This is a genomic window from Micrococcus sp. HMSC067E09, from assembly GCF_001812555.1.
Taxonomy (GTDB): domain Bacteria; phylum Actinomycetota; class Actinomycetes; order Actinomycetales; family Micrococcaceae; genus Micrococcus; species Micrococcus lylae.
Map to the genome: position 1 here is coordinate 1 of NZ_KV809425.1, position 18,301 is coordinate 18,301.

Here is an 18,301-nt window from a genome sequence, read left to right on the forward strand (position 1 = left end):
ACACACATCCCCACCCACACGCAAAATCGGGGTGTCCACTGATGCCGAAGGCCTCGTTCTCCGCGGAATCCTGCGGAGAACGAGGCCTTCCGAGCCAGCGCTCTCATCCCATTGCGGGCCACCGTTCCAGGTGACCTCGACCACTTCCGGGCGTACGCCGTCGTCGGGACAGGGCGGGAGCGATCGGCAGCGGTCCTCTGCCGGCTCCGCGGACGTGTCAGAGGGACAGGGCAGCGGTCCTCTGCCGGCTCCCCGGACGTGTCAGAGGGACAGGTCTGCGGCAGCCATGTTCTTCTTCCCCCGGCGGATGAGCAGCCAGCGGCCGGCGAGGGCGTCGCCAGAGCCGAACGTCTGCTCGATATCCGTCACCTTGACGTTGTTCACGGACGCTCCGCCGTCCTTGATGATGCGTCGGGCCTCGGAGTTCGAAGAGGCCAGGCCGGAGGAGACCAGCAGATCGATGATGGAGACGCGGCCGTCTTCCCTTCGGGACCAGACCGAGGTGTCCGCCTGGTGGTCAAGCTCGGACAACACCGACTCCAAGGTCTCCGGCTCCACCGCGGACAGGTCTCCGCCTCCGAACACCGCGGCGGACGCGTCGATCACGGCCTGGGTCGCCGCCTCACCGTGGGCCAGCGTGGTGACCTCCCAGGCCAGGCGCTTCTGCGCCTCACGTCGGAACGGCTCGTCCGCCACCTTCTGTGCATACTCCTCGATCTGTGCACGGGTCAGGAACGTGAAGACCTTGAGGCGGTCCACCACGTCCGCGTCGGCCGTGTTGAGCCAGAACTGGTAGAAGGCGTATGGAGAGCACATCGAGGCGTCGAGCCACACGGCGTTGCCCTCGGACTTGCCGAACTTGGTTCCGTCCGCGTTGGTGATCAACGGGGTGCCCAGGGCGTGCACGTGCTCTCCCTCCACCTTGCGGATCAGCTCCGTGCCGGAGGTCAGGTTGCCCCATTGGTCCGAACCGCCGGACTGCAGGGTGATGCCGTGGCGACGGAACAGCTCAAGGTAGTCGTTGCCCTGCAGCACCTGGTAGGAGAATTCCGTGTAGGAGATCCCCTCGTCCGAGTGCAGGCGCTTGGCCACGATCTCCTTCTTGACCATGGTGCCCACGCGGAAGTTCTTTCCGACCTCGCGCAGGAAGTCCAGGGCGGACATCTGCGCGGTCCAGTCCAGGTTGTTCACCATGGTGGCCGCGTTCTCACCTTCGAAGGACAGGTACGGGCGGATCTGCTCGCGCAGGGAGTCCACCCACTCGGCCACGACCTCGCGGGTGTTCAGTACACGCTCGGAGGTCTGACGCGGGTCGCCGATCAGACCGGTCGCACCGCCCACCAGCGCGTAGGGCCGATGGCCGGCCAGCTGCAGGCGACGCATCAGCAGCAGCTGCACGAGGTGGCCCAGGTGCAGAGACGGGGCGGTCGGGTCGAAGCCGCAGTAGTAGCTCACCGAGCCCTCGACGAGGGCCTGCTCCAGGGAGGCCGCGTCGGTGGAGACGTGGACCAGGCCACGCCACTTCAGCTCCTGCCAGATGTTCTCGAAGCTGGAGTCGTTGGACTGCGCGCTCAGGCGCTTCTCGGTGTTCTGGGTCTCTGCGCTCACGGACTTCAGCGTACCCAGCGGCGGTCGCTGCCGCCGTCGGCGCGCCGCCGGATGTCGCAGTCCGAACATCTCGACGACGACCGCCCACCGGTGTCCGTCAGCGCACCAGTCCCCCCGGCAGGTCAGCCTCGGGGGCGTCGGTGACCACAGCCAGGGCCTGGGTGCAGCGGGTCATGGCGACGTAGAGGTCTCCGACCACCCCGTGGGCGTCCGCCACCAGTCGTTCCGGAGAAGCGAGCACCACGACGTCGAACTCGAGGCCCTTCGTCTCCCGCGCCGTGGCGACCACGACGTCAACACCCGGTGCCGGGACTCGGTCCACGGTGAGTCCCTGCTGCTGCATCGCCGCGGACAGCGGGGCGACGAGCTCCTCGGGCACCACGAGCGCACTGAGGCCCTCCGGGACGAGGTCGCGGAGTTCGGCCAGCCGTGCGAGCACCGCCTGCTGCAGTTCTCCGGCGGGCACGACGGTGAGCGTCGGCTCGTGGTCGCCCTCGCGCACGGCCTCCGGTGCCGTGACCTTCACCCCCGCGGCCCGGGCGACGCCCGCGGCCCAGCGGACGATGCGCGACGGGGTCCGGTAGTTGACCGAGAGCTCCTCGACCACCAGGCGCTCGTCGAACGAGTCGCCGAGGGCCTGCCGCCATGTCCGCGGGGCGCCCGGGGCCGAGGCCTGCGCGATGTCCCCCACGATGGTGAAGGACTTCATCGGGCAGCGGCGGGCCAGCAGACGCCACTGCATGGGGCTCAGCTCCTGTGCCTCGTCCACCACCACGTGGCCGTAGGTCCAGGTGCGGTCATGGCGGGCCTGCTCGGCAGTGGTGCGACGGACGGTGCCCCGCTCGTTGGCCCGGGCGAGCGTCTCCGCGTCGACGACGCCGTCGACGCCCAGGTCCGCGAGCGTCTGGTGGACGTTCTCGAGGGTGGCCTTCGCGTTCTCCACGTTGCGGCGATGCTGGGCCTCTCCGTCCTCCGCCGGTGCGCCTGAGGGCATGGCGCCCAGCAGCTCGGCTGCTTCGTCCAGCAGCGGCACGTCCGCCTCGGTCCACGGGGCGTCCGGGGCGCGGAGCAGCAGCCGGGCCTCGTCGTCGCCCAGCCACGGGGCGCAGGCCCGGAGGGTCTCCGGCGTGGAGAAGACCTCGGCGAGCAGCCGCTGCGGGGTCATGGGCATCCAGCACAGGTTCAGGGCGATGCGCACATCGCGGGAGGTCCGCACATCCTCCAGCAGGTAGTCCCGGTTCACGGTGGCGCCGGCCGAGTGCTCCAGCTTCTCGCGCAGCTGGTCCGCCAGCTCTCGGACCAGGATCTTGACGAAGGTCTCGCGCGCCTCGTTGTGCGGTTTGCGGGTGGCCCGGGCACGCTCGCGGGCGCGGCGGACCATGCCCGGGGACAGGGTGAGCGCCGTGCCGTCCACCGCCACGGTGCGGCGGGCAGGGATCAGCCTCTGCCGGCGGGCCACAGCCGCCTGCACCATCTCGGCGGCCTCGATGCGCCCCTTGAGGACGGCCACGCGGGGATCGGTCTCCGGGACGGCCGCCACACCGGGATACAGCGTGCCCAGCGAGGCCATCACCACACCCGTCTCGCCCAGCGAGGGCAGCACGCGCTCGATGTAGCGGAGGAAGCCGACCGACGGCCCGACGAGCAGGACGCCGGCCTTCGCGAGACGTTCCCGATGGGTGTAGAGCAGGTAGGCGGCGCGATGCAGCGCCACCGCGGTCTTGCCGGTGCCCGGCCCACCCTGCACCACCACGGCCCCGGGAAGCGGACGGCGGATCAGCTCGTCCTGCTCGGACTGGATGGTGGCGACGATGTCATGCATGCGTCCGGTGCGCCGCGCCGTCACGGCCGCGAGCAGCGCCCCCTGGCCGCCCACTGCGATCTCGTTCGTACCGGCGGAGGCGAGTTCGGGATCCAGCACCTCGTCCTCGATGTCCCGGACGGTGCGTCCGCGCAGCATCAGGTGGCGGCGGCGGCGCACGCCCTGCCGCTGCAACGGGGTGGCCTGGTAGAAGGCGCCGGCCTCCTGCGCCCGCCAGTCCAGGAGCAGCCGCTCGTGCTCCTCGTCGGTCAGGCCGATGCGGCCGATGTAGCGCGGGCCGGGCGTGTCTGCCTCGTGCTCCGCGTCCAGATCCAGCCGTCCGAAGACGAGGCGGTCCTCGACGGCCTCGAGCTGGGCCAGACGGTCCTCGTACAGAGCGGCGAATGCGTCCCGTTCGGAGTGGTTCTGCACCGATCCCTGGAGCCCGGAACGCCGGACGCCGGCGAGCTGCTCCTGCTTCTCGGCGCGCAGCGCGTCGAGGCGGGCGTAGCGGACGGCGACGCGCTCTCGCTCGAGGGCGAGCTCGGCCTCGCGGACGGTCACGGTGTCCCCCATGCGGTGCTCCCTGGTCTCGGGCCGGAGCGGTCTCCGGCGCGGAACGTGACCATCCATCCTATAGGTGCGCGTGTGAACGGAAGGTGACCTGCGGCGCCGGGTCAGCCCCAGGCGTCCGGACCGGCGGCGAACTCGGCGTCCGTGAGCAGGGCGGCGTCCAGGTCCGCCACGATCCGGGACAGGTCCGCATGGGCTCCCCAGCCGAACAGCGCGAGCTCGGGTCCCACGCACAGCAGCTCGGGTTCGAGGTCGTCCCCCGGTTCGGCACCGAGCACCGCGTCGTCCGGCGCCAGCGGATGCAGCTCGAGGTCCGTGCCGACCTGGTCCCAGCGGAAGGTCCACTCCGGCAGGTCGCCCAGGCGGCACAGGCCCGAGATCCGCAGGCCCGCCGCGGCCCCGCCCGCGCCCCGGGCGGCCGCCTCGAGCGCCCAGCGATCGGCGAGCTCCTCCAGGCGGCCGCGGTGGAAGGGACGGTGACGCTCGTAGCGGGCCACGCCGACGCCGGGCACCACCCGGTCCGTGGGCCACTCGCCGTTGACCACCTGGAGCCAGCCGGCGCAGTCCAGCTCGGGGCCGATCCCGCCGGCGGCGTCCGTGCCGGCCGTGCCCAGTGGACCTGCATCGGCGCGACCGCCGACCACCGGCAGCGCGTCCGGGCGCAGCACCGCGAGCAGGCGCCGGGCGGCGGTCTCGGCCTCCCCGTCCGCCCGGAGCACCCCGTGGACCGTCCGGTCTGCACCGGGCGTCGCCGCGGGACCTGTGGCACGGTCCGGCTCGGACGCGCCCACGAGGGCGTGGTGCGTGGCCGCCTCCAGGCAGTCGACGAGGGCCCGGCCGTGGCCGGCCCCGTCGGCGAGGTCCTCGTGGAGGGTGTGCAGGCAGGCGACCGCCACCACGGCGGTGACGCGCACCCGCTCCGGCTCGTCCGCCAGCTCGCCGATCACATGGGTCACCGGCACCTGCGCCGGCACCTCGAGCACCACCGGCCCGCCGGTCCGCAGCACCGCCTCCGGGACGAGGCCGTCTTCGCCCCAGGCGACTGCGGCGACGAGTGTTGCCCCAGCATCGGCGGCCAGCCGTGCCGCCTGCGCATGGCGCTGTGCGGCGTGCACGCCGGCCACCACCACGACGTCGGCCCGCAACGGTCGACCGCCGCTCCGGGGGCGGGACGGGAACGGGGGCTGGGACACGGAGGGTCTCCTTCTGGTCGATCGGACTGCCGCGTCCGGACCGTCGTCGGGCGGGACGGGACCGGTTCGGGGACAGGACGCGGACGACTTTATGCTAACCGTTCTCATTTGCGCTAATCTGTCCGAGTCCCGCTCGGGACGTCTGACCGAACCGCGACCACGAGCCCCCAGGAGGCACCCCATGAAGGTCCGCAACTCCCTGCGCGCCCTGAAGAACCAGCCCGGATCCCAGGTGGTCCGACGCCGCGGCCGCACCTTCGTGATCAACAAGAAGAACCCGCGGCTGAAGGCCCGCCACGGCTGACCGCCAGCGCTGCGACACCGGCCCCGCCCGCGGGCCGGAAGACCCGCAGGAACGACGACGGACGGTCGCCTTCCGTGGAAGACGACCGTCCGTCGTCGTGCCGGGGATGCGCCGCTCAGGCGGCGCCGACCACCGAGCCGGCGGAGTCGGCGAAGGGGCGGACCTCGTCCACGGCCTCCTTGAGCGCCGCGATCTGGGCGGCGACGGCGGAGGGCGCCGTTCCGCCCTGGGCGTCGCGGGAGGACAGCGAGCCCTCGGTGGAGAGCACCTGACGGACCTGCGGAGTCAGGTGCTCGGAGACGGAGGCGAACTCCTCGTCGGTGAGGTCCCACAGCTCCACACCGCGCTTCTCCGCCGCCTGGACGCATTCGCCGGAAAGCTCGTGGGCCACACGGAACGGGACGCCCTGGCGGACGAGCCATTCGGCGATGTCCGTGGCGAGTGCGAAGCCCTGCGGGGCCAGCTCCGCCATGCGCTCGGTGTGGAACGTCAGAGTGGCGATCATGCCGGAGACGGCCGGCAGCAGCAGCTCGAGGGTGTCGGCGGCGTCGAAGACCGGCTCCTTGTCCTCCTGAAGGTCCCGGTTGTAGGCCAGCGGCAGACCCTTGAGGGTCGCGAGGAGGCCGGCGAGATCGCCGATGAGCCGGCCGGATTTGCCGCGCGCGAGCTCGGCGACGTCCGGGTTCTTCTTCTGGGGCATGATCGACGACCCGGTGGAGAAGGCGTCGTCCAGGGTCACGAAACCGGCCTCCTTGGTGGCCCAGAAGATGACCTCCTCGGACACGCGGGACAGGTCCACGCCGATCATCGAGGCGACCCAGGCGAACTCCGCGTAGACATCGCGCGCGGCGGTGCCGTCGATGGAGTTCCACACGGCAGAGTCGAAGCCCAGCTCCGCGGCCACGGCCTCCGGATCCAGGCCGAGCGAGGAGCCTGCGAGGGCGCCGGATCCGTACGGGGAGACGGCGGCGCGGCGATCGAAGTCCGCCAGGCGCTGGACATCCCGCAGCAGCGGCCAGGCATGGGCCAGCAGGTGGTGGGACAACAGCACCGGCTGGGCGTGCTGCAGGTGGGTGCGGCCCGGCATCGGCGCGTAGGGGTGGGCCTCGGCCTGGGCGATCAACGCGTCGATCGTGGCGAGGACGCCGCGCGCGACCAGTCGGGCGTGGTCCCTCAGGTACATCCGACCCATCGTGGCGATCTGGTCATTGCGTGAGCGGCCGGCGCGCAGCTTGCCGCCGAGCTCCGGACCGGCGCGCTCGATGAGGCCACGCTCGAGGGAGCCGTGCACGTCCTCATCGGACTCCGCTGCGGTGTAGGCGCCGGAGACGACGTCTTCTTCCAGGCGGTCCAGGGCCGCCAACATGCCGTCCAGCTCCTCGGCCGTCAGCAGTCCGGCGGTGCGCAGCACGCGGGCGTGGGCACGGGAGCCGGCGATGTCGTAGCGGGCCAGGCGCCAGTCGAAGTCGGTGGACTTGCTCAGGGCGGCGAGGGCATCGGCGGGGCCGCCGGAGAAGCGGCCGCCCCACAGGGCGCCCTCGTTGGTGCCGTGGCGGGCGGAATCGGCTGGGGTGGTCATGGGGCCCTCCTGACGGGTGGGAGTCGACGTCGATGGTGCTGTGGGAAGGGACGGACGGCGGGACAGACGAGGCGGCCCCGGCTGCGGGATGCGCCGGGGCCGCCTCGTCGCCGGTCGACCGGGTCAGTCGTTGCTGAGGCGCGCGACGTCCGTCAGGTCGGCGGTGCCGCCCAGGCGCTGGTCGCGCTCGGAGGCGGTCTTGGCGGACAGGCCGTAGATGTCGATGAAGCCGCGGGCGGAGGACTGGTCGAACGCGTCGCCCTCGTCGTAGGTGGCGAGGTTGAAGTCGTACAGGCCGGTCTCGGAGCGGCGGCCCTGGACGGTGGCGCGGCCGCCGTGGAGCTCGAGCCGGATGTCGCCGTTGACATGCTCCTGGGTCGCGTCGATGAAGGCGTCCAGGTTCTGCTTCAGCGGCGAGTACCACTGGCCGTCGTAGACCAGCTCGGTCCAGCGGTCGGAGACCAGGCGCTTGAAGCGGGCCTGCTCACGCTCGAGGGTGACGTTCTCCAGCTCCTTGTGCGCGGCGATGAGGGCCATCGCGCCCGGGGCCTCATAGATCTCGCGGGACTTGATGCCCACGAGGCGGTCCTCCACGATGTCGATGCGGCCCACACCCTGGGCGCCGGCACGGCGGTTGAGCTCCTCGATGACCTCGAGCGGCGTCAGCGAACGGCCGTCGAGGGCGGTCGGGACGCCCTGCTCGAAGGTGATGGTCACGACGTCCGGCGCCGGCGAGAACGCCGGATCGTCCGTGTAGTCGTAGACGTCCTTGGTCGGACCGTTCCAGATGTCCTCCAGGAAGCCGGTCTCCACGGCACGACCCCAGACGTTCTGGTCGATCGAGAACGGGTTCTTCTTGGTGGTCACGATCGGCAGCTCGTTGCGCTCGGCGTAGTCGATCGCCTTGTCACGGGTCAGTGCCAGGTCGCGGACCGGGGCGATGCACTTCAGGTCCGGGCCGAGGGTCTGGATGGAGACCTCGAAGCGCACCTGGTCGTTGCCCTTGCCGGTGCAGCCGTGGGCCACGGTGGAGGCGCCGAACTGGCGGGCGGCCGCCACGAGATGGCGGGAGATCACCGGACGGGAGATGGCCGACACCAGCGGGTAGGCGTCCATGTAGAGGCCGTTGGCCTTGAGCGTCGGCATGCAGTACTGCTCCGCGAACTCGTCACGGGCATCGGCCACGTAGGCCTCGACGGCGCCGCAGTCCAGGGCGCGCTGGCGGACGGTCTCGAGGGACTCGCCGCCCTGACCCACGTCGACGGCCACGGCCACGACCTCGGCGCCGGTGGCCTCGGCGATCCAGCCGATGGCGACGGACGTGTCCAGACCGCCCGAATAGGCGAGGACGATGCGTTCCTTCACTGACGTGCTCCTCACGTGATTGTCTGCGGTGGCGCGGCCTCGGCGGAGGCCTGGTCGCACAGAGCGACCTGCCACCGGCGAGCCTAGCCCGTGAAGGCATAGTTATGCAACGCATGGAATACCGGGATGACCCCCCGGGGGCGACGCCAGGGGGCGTGGGGGCGGGTGACAGCACGGGCGGCGCCGTGCGCCAGAGCAGCGGCGGCGACGCCGACGCGCCGCACGCCGCGGCGCCGATCGGAACGCCGTGACCTTTCCGGTGTCTGCGGTGCCACATCCCGACCATGGACATCCTGCACTGCACAACTGCCACTGCTGACAGACTGTCTACGCCCAACAGGCCTCAACCGCGCGTTGCAGACATACTGTCCACCAGAAGTGGAAGTTCTCCCCATTTCCTCCCACGGACTTGACGCGCACCCACCGCAGGGCGTTGACTCTCCCGTAGCCGATCCGTGACCTAACCGTGACCGACGCACCACGCGCCGGACGGGGCCGCACGGATCAACCTCTTCTGCCAGGCGCCCGCTGCGGGCCGTCCTACCCTGGCAGGAGTCTTGCCCCGAACCAGGGTGGACGGCCCATTGCCTGAGCACGCACTGTCTCGCAGGCGAGAAGCGGCAACCCGACCCTCTCAACGCCATGAACCTCATTGCATCCTCTGCCAAGCGCACTACCGCCACCGTCACCGCCGGCCTCACCGTCGCCGGCGCCGCCGCCATCGCGATCGCCGCTCCGGCCCAGGCCGCTTCTGAGGCCACCTGGGACCGCCTGGCCCACTGCGAGTCCGGTGGCAACTGGTCCATCAACACCGGCAACGGCTTCTACGGCGGCGTGCAGTTCAAGCTCTCGAGCTGGCACGCCGTGGGCGGCAAGGGCTACCCGCACCAGGCCTCCAAGGCCGAGCAGATCAAGCGCGCCGAGAAGGTCCTGGCGCTGCAGGGCTGGAAGGCCTGGCCGTCCTGCTCCAAGAAGCTGGGCCTGACCGCCGCCGACGCGGCCGGCTCCTCCGCCACCCCGGTCGAGCGCACCTCCGCCGTGGACACCTCCGCCGCCGACCGCGCCGAGGCTCAGCGCCAGGCCGCCGCCGAGAAGGCCGAGGCCCAGCGCCAGGCCGCCGCCGAGCGTGCCGAGGCTCAGCGCCAGGCCGCTGCTGAGAAGGCTGCCGCCGAGCGCGCCGAGGCCCAGCGCCAGGCCGCCGCCGAGAAGGCTGAGGCCGACCGCCAGGCCGCTGCTGAGAAGGCAGCCGCCGAGAAGGCCGTGGCCGACCGCCAGGCCGCCGCCGAGAAGGCAGCCGCCGAGCGCGCCGAGGCCCAGCGCCAGGCCGCTGCCGAGAAGGCAGCCGCCGAGAAGGCCGTGGCCGACCGCCAGGCCGCCGCCGAGCGTTCCGCGGCTGCGGAGAAGGCCGCCGCCGAGCGTGCCGAGGCCCGCCGCCAGGCCGCCCAGCAGGAGACCGTGGTCGTCGAGGCCGGCGACAGCCTGTTCTCGCTGGCCAACAAGCACCGCATCGAGGGCGGCTGGGAGGCCATCTACGAGGCCAACTCCTCCGTCATCGAGGACCCGAACCTGATCTACGTCGGCCAGGAGTTCACCCTGCCGCGTGGCTGATCCACGGTCCCGCTGAAGGGCCCCGTCGCCGAGCGCGACGGGGCCCTTCACACATCTGCGGCCAGGGCCTCGTCCGGACCTGCACCACCCCTCACCAGACCGTCGTCGGCCCGGGGCGGCGTCCCGCAGACCGCCCGTGGGCGTGCCGTCCCGGCAGGCGCGGGGGGACACCGCGTACGCTGAACGACAGAGAGCTCACCTGCAGGAGGGACCGCCATGCCCGCATCGACGACCGTCGCCCCCGCCGCAGCACTCCGCCCCGTCCGTCACCATGCGGCACTGCTGGCCGGCCTGGCCGTGGTCAGCGGTTCCGCGCTGACCGGCTGCGTGCCGGAACCCCCACCGCTGGCACAGGTGTGGCCGTCCGTCCGCGCCTCGGTCGACGAGGCCACCTCGGTGCGGGTCAGCGGCGACGTCCGTCAGGGCGAGGGCACCATCGACGTCGAGCTCGCGGGCGCCCTGGACGACTCCTCCTACGCAGGCCGCCTGATCGAGGAGAAGGGCACGGTCGAGGTGATCGCCGCCGACGACACGACCTTCATCCGTCCGGACGAGAAGTTCGTCTCCGCCAAGGGCGGCGAGACCTTCAAGGACGTGGACCCGGGACTCTGGATCTCTGTCCCCTCCGGACGGGACGGCGCGTTCTCGATGTCCACCTTCTACGAGGGCTTCGTCTCCGCTCTCCCGGACGCCGACGCATTCGACGGCCAGGAGCCGCAGGCCGAGACGCTCCGCCTCGACGGCGAGCGGGTGTTCAAGTACTCCGACGTGGACGCCGGCGACGGCCACGTCTCGCTCTACATCAACCAGGACGACGAGCTGGTGCGTCTCGAGGTGGACGGCGAGAGCGACAGCAAGGACGGCCCGGCCGGCACCATCGACTTCCGCGACTGGAACGAGGTCCCGCCCACAGAGGCACCGCCGGAGGACCAGATCTACCAGCGCCCCGGGCTCTGAGGACTCAGACCCCGGCCCACCGGACGTGCGAGCGGCCGAGCACCGGTGTGTGTCGGACCCCTCACACGTCGCCGGGAAGCGGATCCCGCCGCGGTCTGCCTCAGCCGGCGAGGCCGAGCAGCTGGGCGGCCACCCCCGGGGCGTGCTCGGTACTGTCCGCGATGAGCAGGATGGTGTCGTCTCCGGCGATCGTCCCCAGCACGTGCTCCACCCGGGCCTGGTCGATGACACTGGCCATGTACTGGGCGGCGCCCGGCGGCGTACGCAGCACCACCAGGTTCTCGGTCGGCTCCGCGGAGATGAGCAGCTCGCGGCTCATCGAACTCAGACGGGCGGCCTGGGCCTCCCCGCTGCGGGCCGGGAAGCCGTCCTCGCCATCCGCCGGGACGGCGTAGACCATCCCCTCGGCATCGCGCACACGCACCGCGCCCAGGTCCACGAGGTCACGGGAGAGCGTGCCCTGCGTGACCGAGAGTCCCCGGTCGGCGAGGGCCTCGGACAGGGCGGACTGGGACCGGATCTGCTGGGTCTGCAGCACGTCCCGGATGGCCGCCTGCCGCGCAGTCTTCGTGGTGGGGGTCGCCATGTCAGCGCACCTCCTCGGCGGGCGGCGCGGCCTGGCCGGACTTCTCGAGCAGCCAGGCCATCAGGGCCTTCTGGGCATGCAGCCGGTTCTCGGCCTCGTCCCACACCACGGACTGCGGACCGTCGATGACGTCCGCGGTGACTTCCATGCCCCGGTAGGCCGGCAGGCAGTGCAGGAAGATCGCGTCCTCAGCGGCGCGCCCCATGGCGGCGGCGTCCACCGTGTAGTCCCGGAAGAGCTCCTTGCGCTCGTGTGCCTCGTCCTCCTGTCCCATCGACACCCAGGTGTCCGTGACCACCACGTCGGCCCCGTCCAGCGCCTGGGCCGGGTCGGTGGTGACCAGGACGGAGCCTCCGGTCTCCGCGGCGCGCTCCTCGGCGGAGGCCACCACATGCGGAGCCGGCAGGCACCCCTCGGGCCCGGCCACGCGGACGTGCATGCCGGCGGTGACACCCGCCAGCAGGTACGAGTGGCCCATGTTGTTCGCCGCGTCGCCGACGTAGGTCAGGGTCAGTCCCGCGGTGCGGCCCTTGTGCTCGCGAACGGTCAGCAGGTCCGCGAGCAGCTGGCACGGGTGGTAGTCGTCCGAGAGCGCATTGATCACGGGGACCCCCGCGTGCTCGGCCATCTCCTCCAGGCCAGTCTGCGCATAGGTGCGCCAGACGATCACCGAGGCCATGCGTCCCATCACCCGTGCCGAGTCCCCCACGGACTCCTTGTGGCCCAGCTGCGACTCCCCCGGGTTGATGATCAGCGGCTGGCCGCCGAGCTCGGCGATGCCGGCGGCGAAGGAGATACGCGTGCGCGTGGACGTCTTGTCGAAGATCACCAGCCCCGTGCGCGGGCCGGCCAGCGGGCGGCGGGAGAAGCGGTCCGCTTTCATCTCGGAGGCCAGGTCCAGGACCTCGGCCTGCTCGGACGGGGACAGGTCGGTGTCCACCAGGAAGTGGCGCACGGCGGTGTCGGTCACAACGATGCTCCTCGGTTCTCGGTCGGCTGTCCGGCGGCGGACAGGATCGTGGGCAGGGCGGCGACGAAGTCGCGCGCGTCGGCCTCGTCCAGGATCAGGGGCGGGGCCAGGCGCAGGGTGCGCGGACCCGTGGCGTTGACGATCCAGCCGCCCTCCAGGGCGGCGCGGACGACGGCCGGCGCGGGGCCGGCGTCGGGAAGCGGACGCACTGCGTCCGCGGCGAGGTCCACGCCGAGCCAGAGGCCATACTGGCGGACCTCGGTCACCGAATCCACCGCGCGCAGACCGTCGCCGAGCGCGGCGCCCACGCGACGGACGTTCTCCAGCAAGGCCTCCTCCTCGATCGTGGCGAGGACGGCGCGGGCGGCGGCCGCGGCCAGCGGGTTGCCGCCGAACGTGGTGCCGTGCTGCCCCGGGCGCAGCAGCGCCGAGACCTCCGACCCCACGGAGACGAGCGCACCGATCGGGACGCCTCCGCCCAGCCCCTTGGCCAGGGTGAACGCATCCGGCACCACAGGGTCTCCCCCGGTCACCGCGGGGTCCTGGAACGCGAACCAGCTGCCGGTGCGGCCGATGCCGGACTGCACCTCGTCCAGGATCATCAGCGCCCCGGCCTCCCGCGTCGCGGCGCGGACGCCCGCCAGGTAGCCGGCGGGCCAGCCATGGACGCCGCCCTCGCCCTGCACGGGCTCCAGGAGGACGGCGGCCACGGTGCGCCCCTCGGCGTCCGGGGCGAGCGCGGCCTGCAGGGCGTCCAGGTCTCCGCCGGGGATCCGCTCCACCCCTCCGGGCAGCGGCTCGAAGGGGGCACGGTAGGCCTCCTTCGACGTGAGCGCGAGGGCACCCATCGTGCGGCCGTGGAAGGCCCCCTCCAGGGCGATGACGCGGGTGCGCAGCCCGGAGGGGTCCTCGCCTCCGTGCCGGCGGGCCAGCTTGAAGGCCGCCTCGTTCGCCTCCGACCCGGAGTTGGCGAAGAACACCGAGGAGCCCGCCGGCGCCCCGGACAGGCGCAGGAGGTCCTCGGCCAGGCCGACCTGGGGCTCCGAGGTGAAGAGGTTGGAGACGTGCATGAGGCGTCCGGCCTGCTCGGACACGGCCGCCACGAGGCGCGGGTGGGCGTGGCCGAGGGAGTTCACCGCGATCCCGGCGAGCAGGTCCACGTACTCGCGGCCGTCCTCGTCCACCACGCGGACGCCCGAGCCGGAGACGAGGGCCCGCTGGGGCGGGCCGAACAGTCCGGTGAGGGCGTGGCTGTAGCGGTCGAGCAGGGTGCCGTGTGCGGCATCGGCGGTCATGGCGGTCTCCTTCCGAAGGGATGCGCAGGCGGTGTCAACGGGCATCGGGGACCACCTGGGTGCCGACGCCTGCGGAGGTGAAGACCTCCAGCAGCATCGAGTGCGGTCGTCGCCCGTCCACCACGTGGGCGCGCGGCACGCCGGCGTCGATCGCCTCCAGGCAGGCCGCCATCTTCGGGATCATGCCGGAGGACAGGGACGGGAGCAGCTCCCGCAGCTGAGAGGCGGTGAGGGAGCTGATGAGCGAGTCGCGGTCCGGCCAGTCCGCGTAGACGCCCTCGACGTCGGTGAGGAGCACGAGTTTGCGGGCACCGATCGAGGCGGCGAGCGCTCCGGCGGCGGTGTCCGCGTTGACGTTGAGCACGTGGCCGGTAAGGTCGCCGTGGTCGTCCACCTCGGGGGCCACGGAGGACACCACGGGGATGCGGCCGGCCTCGATCACGTCCCGGATCGCCTCCGGGTTCACGCCGATGACCTCCCCGACCAGTCCGAGGTCCACAGGCTCGCCGTCCACCACGGTGCCGGTGCGGCGTGCTTGGAACAGGGCGCCGTCCTCGCCGGAGGAGCCGATCGCGTAGGGGCCGTGGGAGTTGATCAGGCCGACGAGCTCGCGGCCGACCTGACCGGTGAGCACCATGCGCACCACGTCCATCGCCTCCGGCGTGGTCACGCGCAGGCCGCCGCGGAACTCGGACTCGATCCCGAGCCGGTCCAGCATGGTGTTGATCTGCGGGCCGCCGCCGTGCACCACCACGGGGCGCACACCCACGTGCAGCAGGAAGACGATGTCCTCGGCGAAGGCGCGGCGCAGCTCCTCGGAGACCATGGCGTTGCCGCCGTACTTGATGACCATCGTGGTGCCGGCGAACCGCTGGATCCACGGCAGGGCCTCGATGAGGACCTCCGCCTTGGACCCGGCGCGCTCGAGGCGGTCCGCGGCGGAGAGCACCGGGGTGGCGGCGGTCGACGGGTTCTCGATCATGGCGTGGGGGCCTTCCGTGGAGTGGGTCCGGGGGACGGTCGCGGCGGGCCGGGGTGTCCTGCGCACCGGCCCTGCCGTCCGCGGCTTCAGGTGGAGTAGGCGGAGTTCTCGTGGACGTAGTCGTGGGTGAGGTCGTTGGTCCAGATCGTGGCCTCGGCGTCGCCTGCGTGCAGGTCGATCTCCACGCGCACCTCGCGTGCGGACAGGTCCACGAGGGAGCGGTCCTCCCCCACGCCGGAGGCACGGCAGACCTGGACCCCGTTGAAGGACACGTCCAGGGCGGTCGCGTCGAACGCGGCCACAGACTCCGGCACGGTGCCCACCGCGGAGATCACGCGGCCCCAGTTCGGGTCCTGGCCGAAGACCGCGGTCTTGAACAGGTTGGAGCGGGCGACGGCACGGGCCACGGCCTCGGCGGCCTCCTCCGTCTCGGCGTTCACCACGCGGACGGCGATGTCGTGCTCGGCGCCCTCGGCATCCCCGACCATCTGGCGGGCGAGATCCGCACAGACGCGGGTGACGGCGGCGCCGAACTCGTCCGGGTCCGGGGCCACGCCTGAGGCGCCGGAGGCCAAGAGGATCACCGTGTCGTTGGTGGACATGCAGCCGTCGGAGTCGGCGCGGTTGAAGGTCGCGGCCACGGCACGGTCGAGGGCGAGCTGCAGGGCGGAGGCGGGCAGGTCGGCGTCGGTGGTGACGACGGCGAGCATCGTGGCCATGCCCGGGGCGAGCATGCCGGCGCCCTTGGCCATGCCGCCCACCGTGTAGCCGGTCCCGTCCACGCGGGACTGTTTGGCGCGGGTGTCCGTGGTCATGATGGCCTCGGCCGCGGCAGGGCCTCCCTCCGTGCCGAGCCCCTGCACGGCGGTGTCGACGCCCGGGAGCAGCCTCTCCATGTCCAGCGGCTCGCCGATGAGGCCGGTGGAGCAGACCAGGACGTCGCCGGACGAGCAGCCGAGGGCAGCGGCCGCGTGCTCGGCGGTGCGGTGGGCGTCCCGGAAGCCCTGCTGGCCGGTCGCCGCGTTCGCGCCGCCGGAGTTGAGCACCACGGCATAAGCTCGGCCGTCCGTGACGGCCTGACGGGACCAGAGGACCGGGGCTGCGGCCACGCGGTTGGTGGTGAACACGGCCGCCGCCTCGTGCTTCGGCCCGTCGTTGACGACGACGGCCACGTCCGGCTTCCCGGACGGCTTCAGTCCGGCGGTGGTCCCGACCGCCCGGAACCCTGCTGCTGCGGTGACGCTCACGGTGCGACCCCCTGGCTCTCGAGCCCGGCCTGCTCCGGCAGGCCCAGGGCGATGTTCATGGACTGGACGGCGCCGCCGGCGGTGCCCTTGCAGAGATTGTCGATCGCGCTGACCACCACGACGCGGCCGGCGCGCTCGTCCACGGCGAGCTGCACCTGGACATGGTTGGAGGCGATCACCGCCGCGGTGGTCGGCCACTGCCCCTCGGGCAGCAGGCGCACGAACGGCTCGTCCGCGTAGGCCGTCTCCCAGGCCGCACGCACGGCGGCGGGGTCGGCGTCGTCGGTCAGGCGGGCGGTGGCCGTGGCCAGGATGCCGCGGGGCATGGGTGCCAGAGTCGGGGTGAAGGAGACCTGGACGTCCTCCCCCGCAGCCCAGGCGAGGCCCTGTTCGATCTCGGGCGTGTGGCGGTGGCCGCCGCCCACCCCGTAGGGACTCATGGAGCCCATGACCTCGGAGCCGAGCAGGTGGGGCTTGAGCGCCTTGCCCGCGCCGGAGGTGCCGGAGGCGGCCACGATGACGACGTCCCGCGGCTGAAGGAGCCCGGCGCCGAAGCCCGGGGTGAGGGCGAGGAGCGTGGCGGTGGGATAGCAGCCCGGCACGGCGATGCGCCTGGCCCCGGCCAGCCGCCCGCGCTGTCCGGGCAGCTCGGGCAGCCCGTAGGGCCAGGTTCCGGCGTGCTCCGTGCCGTAGTACTGCGCCCAGGTGGCGGCCGACTCGAGACGGTGGTCCGCGCCGGCGTCGATCACCACGGTGTCCGGCGAGCGCTCGGCCAGCTCCGCGGCGATCGGTCCGCTGGCGCCGTGCGGCAGGGCGAGGAAGACGACGTCGTGCCCGGCGAGGACGTCCGCCGTCGTGGGCTCGAGGACGCGGTCGGCCAGGGTGTGCAGGTGTGGCTGGAGGACGCCGAGACGCTCTCCCGCCTGGGAGTGGGCGGTGACGGCCCCGATCTCGACCTCGGGGTGGCCGCTCAGCAGGCGCAGGGCTTCGCCTCCGGCATAGCCGCTGGCTCCGGAGACGGCGACGGTGATGCTCATGGACCCATCCTAGACCAGATATGCACTGTGTCGAATATGTATTCCGTCATGGTTCGGGCCACGCCGGATCACTACGCTGGGCGGCATGGATGCCACCCAGACCCAGCCCGTCTCGCCCGGCGCCGATGCCTCCTTCGACGTCCCACAGACCCACCGCGCGATCGTCGCCGAGCAGACCGGCGGCCCCGAGGTCCTGCAGTGGACCGAGGCGCCCGTTCCCGCCCCCGGTCCGGGGCAGGCGCTGGTCCGCACCGCCGCCGTAGGCCTGAACTTCATCGAGACCTACCAGCGCTCCGGGGTCTACCCGGTGGACATGCCCTTCGTGCCGGGCACGGAGGGCTCAGGGACGGTCGTCGCCGTCGGGGCCGACGTGGACTCCGTCGCCGTGGGCGACCGGGTGATGACCGCCGCCGGCGTGGGCACCTACGCCGAGCACTTCCTCGCCCCCGCCGAGCAGCTTCTGCCGGCCCCCGGCTCGCTCGACCTCGCCGAGGCCGCTGCTCTGCCGCTGCAGGGCCTGACGGCCCACTACCTGTCCCGCTCCACGTTCCCGGTCCAGGCCGGCCAGACCGTCGTGGTCACCGCCGGCGCCGGCGGCGTCGGCCTGCTGCTGACCCAGCTGTGCCGCGCCCGTGGGGCGCGCGTGGTCACCACGGCGTCCACCGAGGCCAAGCGGGAGCTGTCCCTGCAGGCAGGGGCGACCGTGTCGGTCGACTACCCGGACGTGCAGGCCGCGGTGGAGGAGCTCACCGGAGACGAGGGCGCCGACGTCGTGTACGACGGTGTGGGGAAGGCGACCTTCGAGGACTCCCTGGCGTGCCTTCGGGTGCGCGGCATGCTCGTGCTCTTCGGCGGCGCGTCGGGCCAGGTCCCGCCGTTCGACCTGCAGCGCCTCAACGGCGCCGGCGGCCTGTTCGTCACGCGCCCGTCCCTGGTGCACTACACTCGCACCCCGCAAGAGACGCACTGGCGTGCCCAGGAGCTGGCGGAGGCCGTGGCGGACGGATCGCTGACCCTGCGGATCGGCGAGCGCTTCGCCCTCTCCGACGCCGCGGCCGCGCACACGGCACTCGAGGGGCGGCAGACCACCGGCAAGGTGCTGCTCACCCTGGACTGACAGGCCCTCCGCCCGCCGGGGAGCCTGTCGGTCGGGGCCGGCCCCGCCACTACAATGCGACAGGCGAGGCACCGACGCC

15 protein-coding genes are annotated in these 18,301 nt (G+C 72.3%); 4 read left to right on the forward strand and 11 right to left on the reverse strand.

Features of this window, described 5'->3' with window-relative positions; translation table 11 throughout:
* Nucleotides 1-261: 261 nt before the first annotated feature.
* The 3 genes from tyrS to HMPREF2863_RS03345 form a co-directional block, all read right to left on the reverse strand.
* A complete protein-coding gene (gene tyrS, locus HMPREF2863_RS03335; protein ID WP_070637908.1) occupies nt 262-1,608 on the reverse strand; it encodes a tyrosine--tRNA ligase in 1,347 nt (448 codons plus the stop codon).
* 97 nt (nt 1,609-1,705) lie between these two features.
* Nucleotides 1,706-3,985 carry a HelD family protein gene (locus HMPREF2863_RS03340; RefSeq protein ID WP_070637910.1) on the reverse strand — a complete coding sequence of 760 codons (2,280 nt, stop codon included), beginning with the start codon at nt 3,983-3,985 and terminating at the stop codon, nt 1,706-1,708.
* 101 nt (nt 3,986-4,086) lie between these two features.
* On the reverse strand, nt 4,087-5,175 hold the full coding sequence (locus tag HMPREF2863_RS03345) for a GTP-binding protein (protein ID WP_070637914.1): 1,089 nt from the start codon (nt 5,173-5,175) through the stop codon (nt 4,087-4,089).
* 181 nt (nt 5,176-5,356) lie between these two features.
* On the opposite strand from HMPREF2863_RS03345, the gene ykgO reads away from it, so the two are divergent.
* Nucleotides 5,357-5,479, forward strand: a complete 123-nt coding sequence (gene ykgO / locus HMPREF2863_RS03350; protein WP_067191236.1) for a type B 50S ribosomal protein L36 — start codon at nt 5,357-5,359, stop codon at nt 5,477-5,479.
* A 115-nt stretch (nt 5,480-5,594) separates the two neighbouring features.
* Here ykgO and argH read toward each other — a convergent pair whose 3' ends face one another.
* Both argH and HMPREF2863_RS03360 read right to left on the reverse strand, forming a co-directional pair.
* On the reverse strand, nt 5,595-7,058 hold the full coding sequence (gene argH, locus HMPREF2863_RS03355) for an argininosuccinate lyase (protein ID WP_067191238.1): 1,464 nt from the start codon (nt 7,056-7,058) through the stop codon (nt 5,595-5,597).
* Nucleotides 7,059-7,181: 123 nt separating this feature from the next.
* The gene (locus HMPREF2863_RS03360; RefSeq protein WP_067191240.1) at nt 7,182-8,423 is read right to left on the reverse strand and encodes an argininosuccinate synthase; all 1,242 of its coding nucleotides are present in this window, start codon (nt 8,421-8,423) and stop codon (nt 7,182-7,184) included.
* A 642-nt stretch (nt 8,424-9,065) separates the two neighbouring features.
* Between HMPREF2863_RS03360 and rpf the strand changes: the two genes are divergently transcribed.
* Together rpf and HMPREF2863_RS03370 are read left to right on the forward strand one after the other, a co-directional pair.
* A complete protein-coding gene (rpf, locus tag HMPREF2863_RS12420; protein ID WP_070637917.1) occupies nt 9,066-10,031 on the forward strand; it encodes a resuscitation-promoting factor Rpf in 966 nt (321 codons plus the stop codon).
* Nucleotides 10,032-10,247: 216 nt separating this feature from the next.
* Nucleotides 10,248-10,988, forward strand: coding sequence for a hypothetical protein (locus HMPREF2863_RS03370; RefSeq protein ID WP_067191244.1), 741 nt, complete (start codon nt 10,248-10,250; stop codon nt 10,986-10,988).
* A 100-nt stretch (nt 10,989-11,088) separates the two neighbouring features.
* On the opposite strand, the gene argR is transcribed toward HMPREF2863_RS03370, so the two are convergent.
* From argR to argC, 6 genes are all read right to left on the reverse strand, one after another.
* Nucleotides 11,089-11,574 carry an arginine repressor gene (argR, locus tag HMPREF2863_RS03375; protein WP_070637920.1) on the reverse strand — a complete coding sequence of 162 codons (486 nt, stop codon included), beginning with the start codon at nt 11,572-11,574 and terminating at the stop codon, nt 11,089-11,091.
* A gap of 1 nt (nt 11,575) precedes the next feature.
* Nucleotides 11,576-12,544 (reverse strand): ornithine carbamoyltransferase, encoded by a 969-nt coding sequence (argF, locus tag HMPREF2863_RS03380; protein WP_067191248.1) that lies wholly within the window; start codon nt 12,542-12,544, stop codon nt 11,576-11,578.
* Complete coding sequence (locus HMPREF2863_RS03385; protein ID WP_067191250.1) at nt 12,541-13,839, reverse strand: acetylornithine transaminase; 1,299 nt, start codon at nt 13,837-13,839, stop codon at nt 12,541-12,543. Before HMPREF2863_RS03385 ends, argF begins: the two co-directional genes overlap by 4 nt.
* A gap of 34 nt (nt 13,840-13,873) precedes the next feature.
* Nucleotides 13,874-14,821, reverse strand: a complete 948-nt coding sequence (argB, locus tag HMPREF2863_RS03390) for an acetylglutamate kinase (RefSeq protein WP_082740006.1) — start codon at nt 14,819-14,821, stop codon at nt 13,874-13,876.
* A gap of 86 nt (nt 14,822-14,907) precedes the next feature.
* A complete protein-coding gene (gene argJ / locus HMPREF2863_RS03395; RefSeq protein WP_070637923.1) occupies nt 14,908-16,068 on the reverse strand; it encodes a bifunctional glutamate N-acetyltransferase/amino-acid acetyltransferase ArgJ in 1,161 nt (386 codons plus the stop codon).
* Complete coding sequence (gene argC, locus HMPREF2863_RS03400) at nt 16,065-17,105, reverse strand: N-acetyl-gamma-glutamyl-phosphate reductase (RefSeq protein WP_067191254.1); 1,041 nt, start codon at nt 17,103-17,105, stop codon at nt 16,065-16,067. The genes argJ and argC overlap by 4 nt, the downstream gene beginning before the upstream one ends.
* Before the next feature lie 85 nt (nt 17,106-17,190).
* On the opposite strand from argC, the gene HMPREF2863_RS03405 reads away from it, so the two are divergent.
* Nucleotides 17,191-18,222 (forward strand): quinone oxidoreductase family protein, encoded by a 1,032-nt coding sequence (locus HMPREF2863_RS03405; RefSeq protein WP_083315196.1) that lies wholly within the window; start codon nt 17,191-17,193, stop codon nt 18,220-18,222.
* Nucleotides 18,223-18,301: the final 79 nt, after the last annotated feature.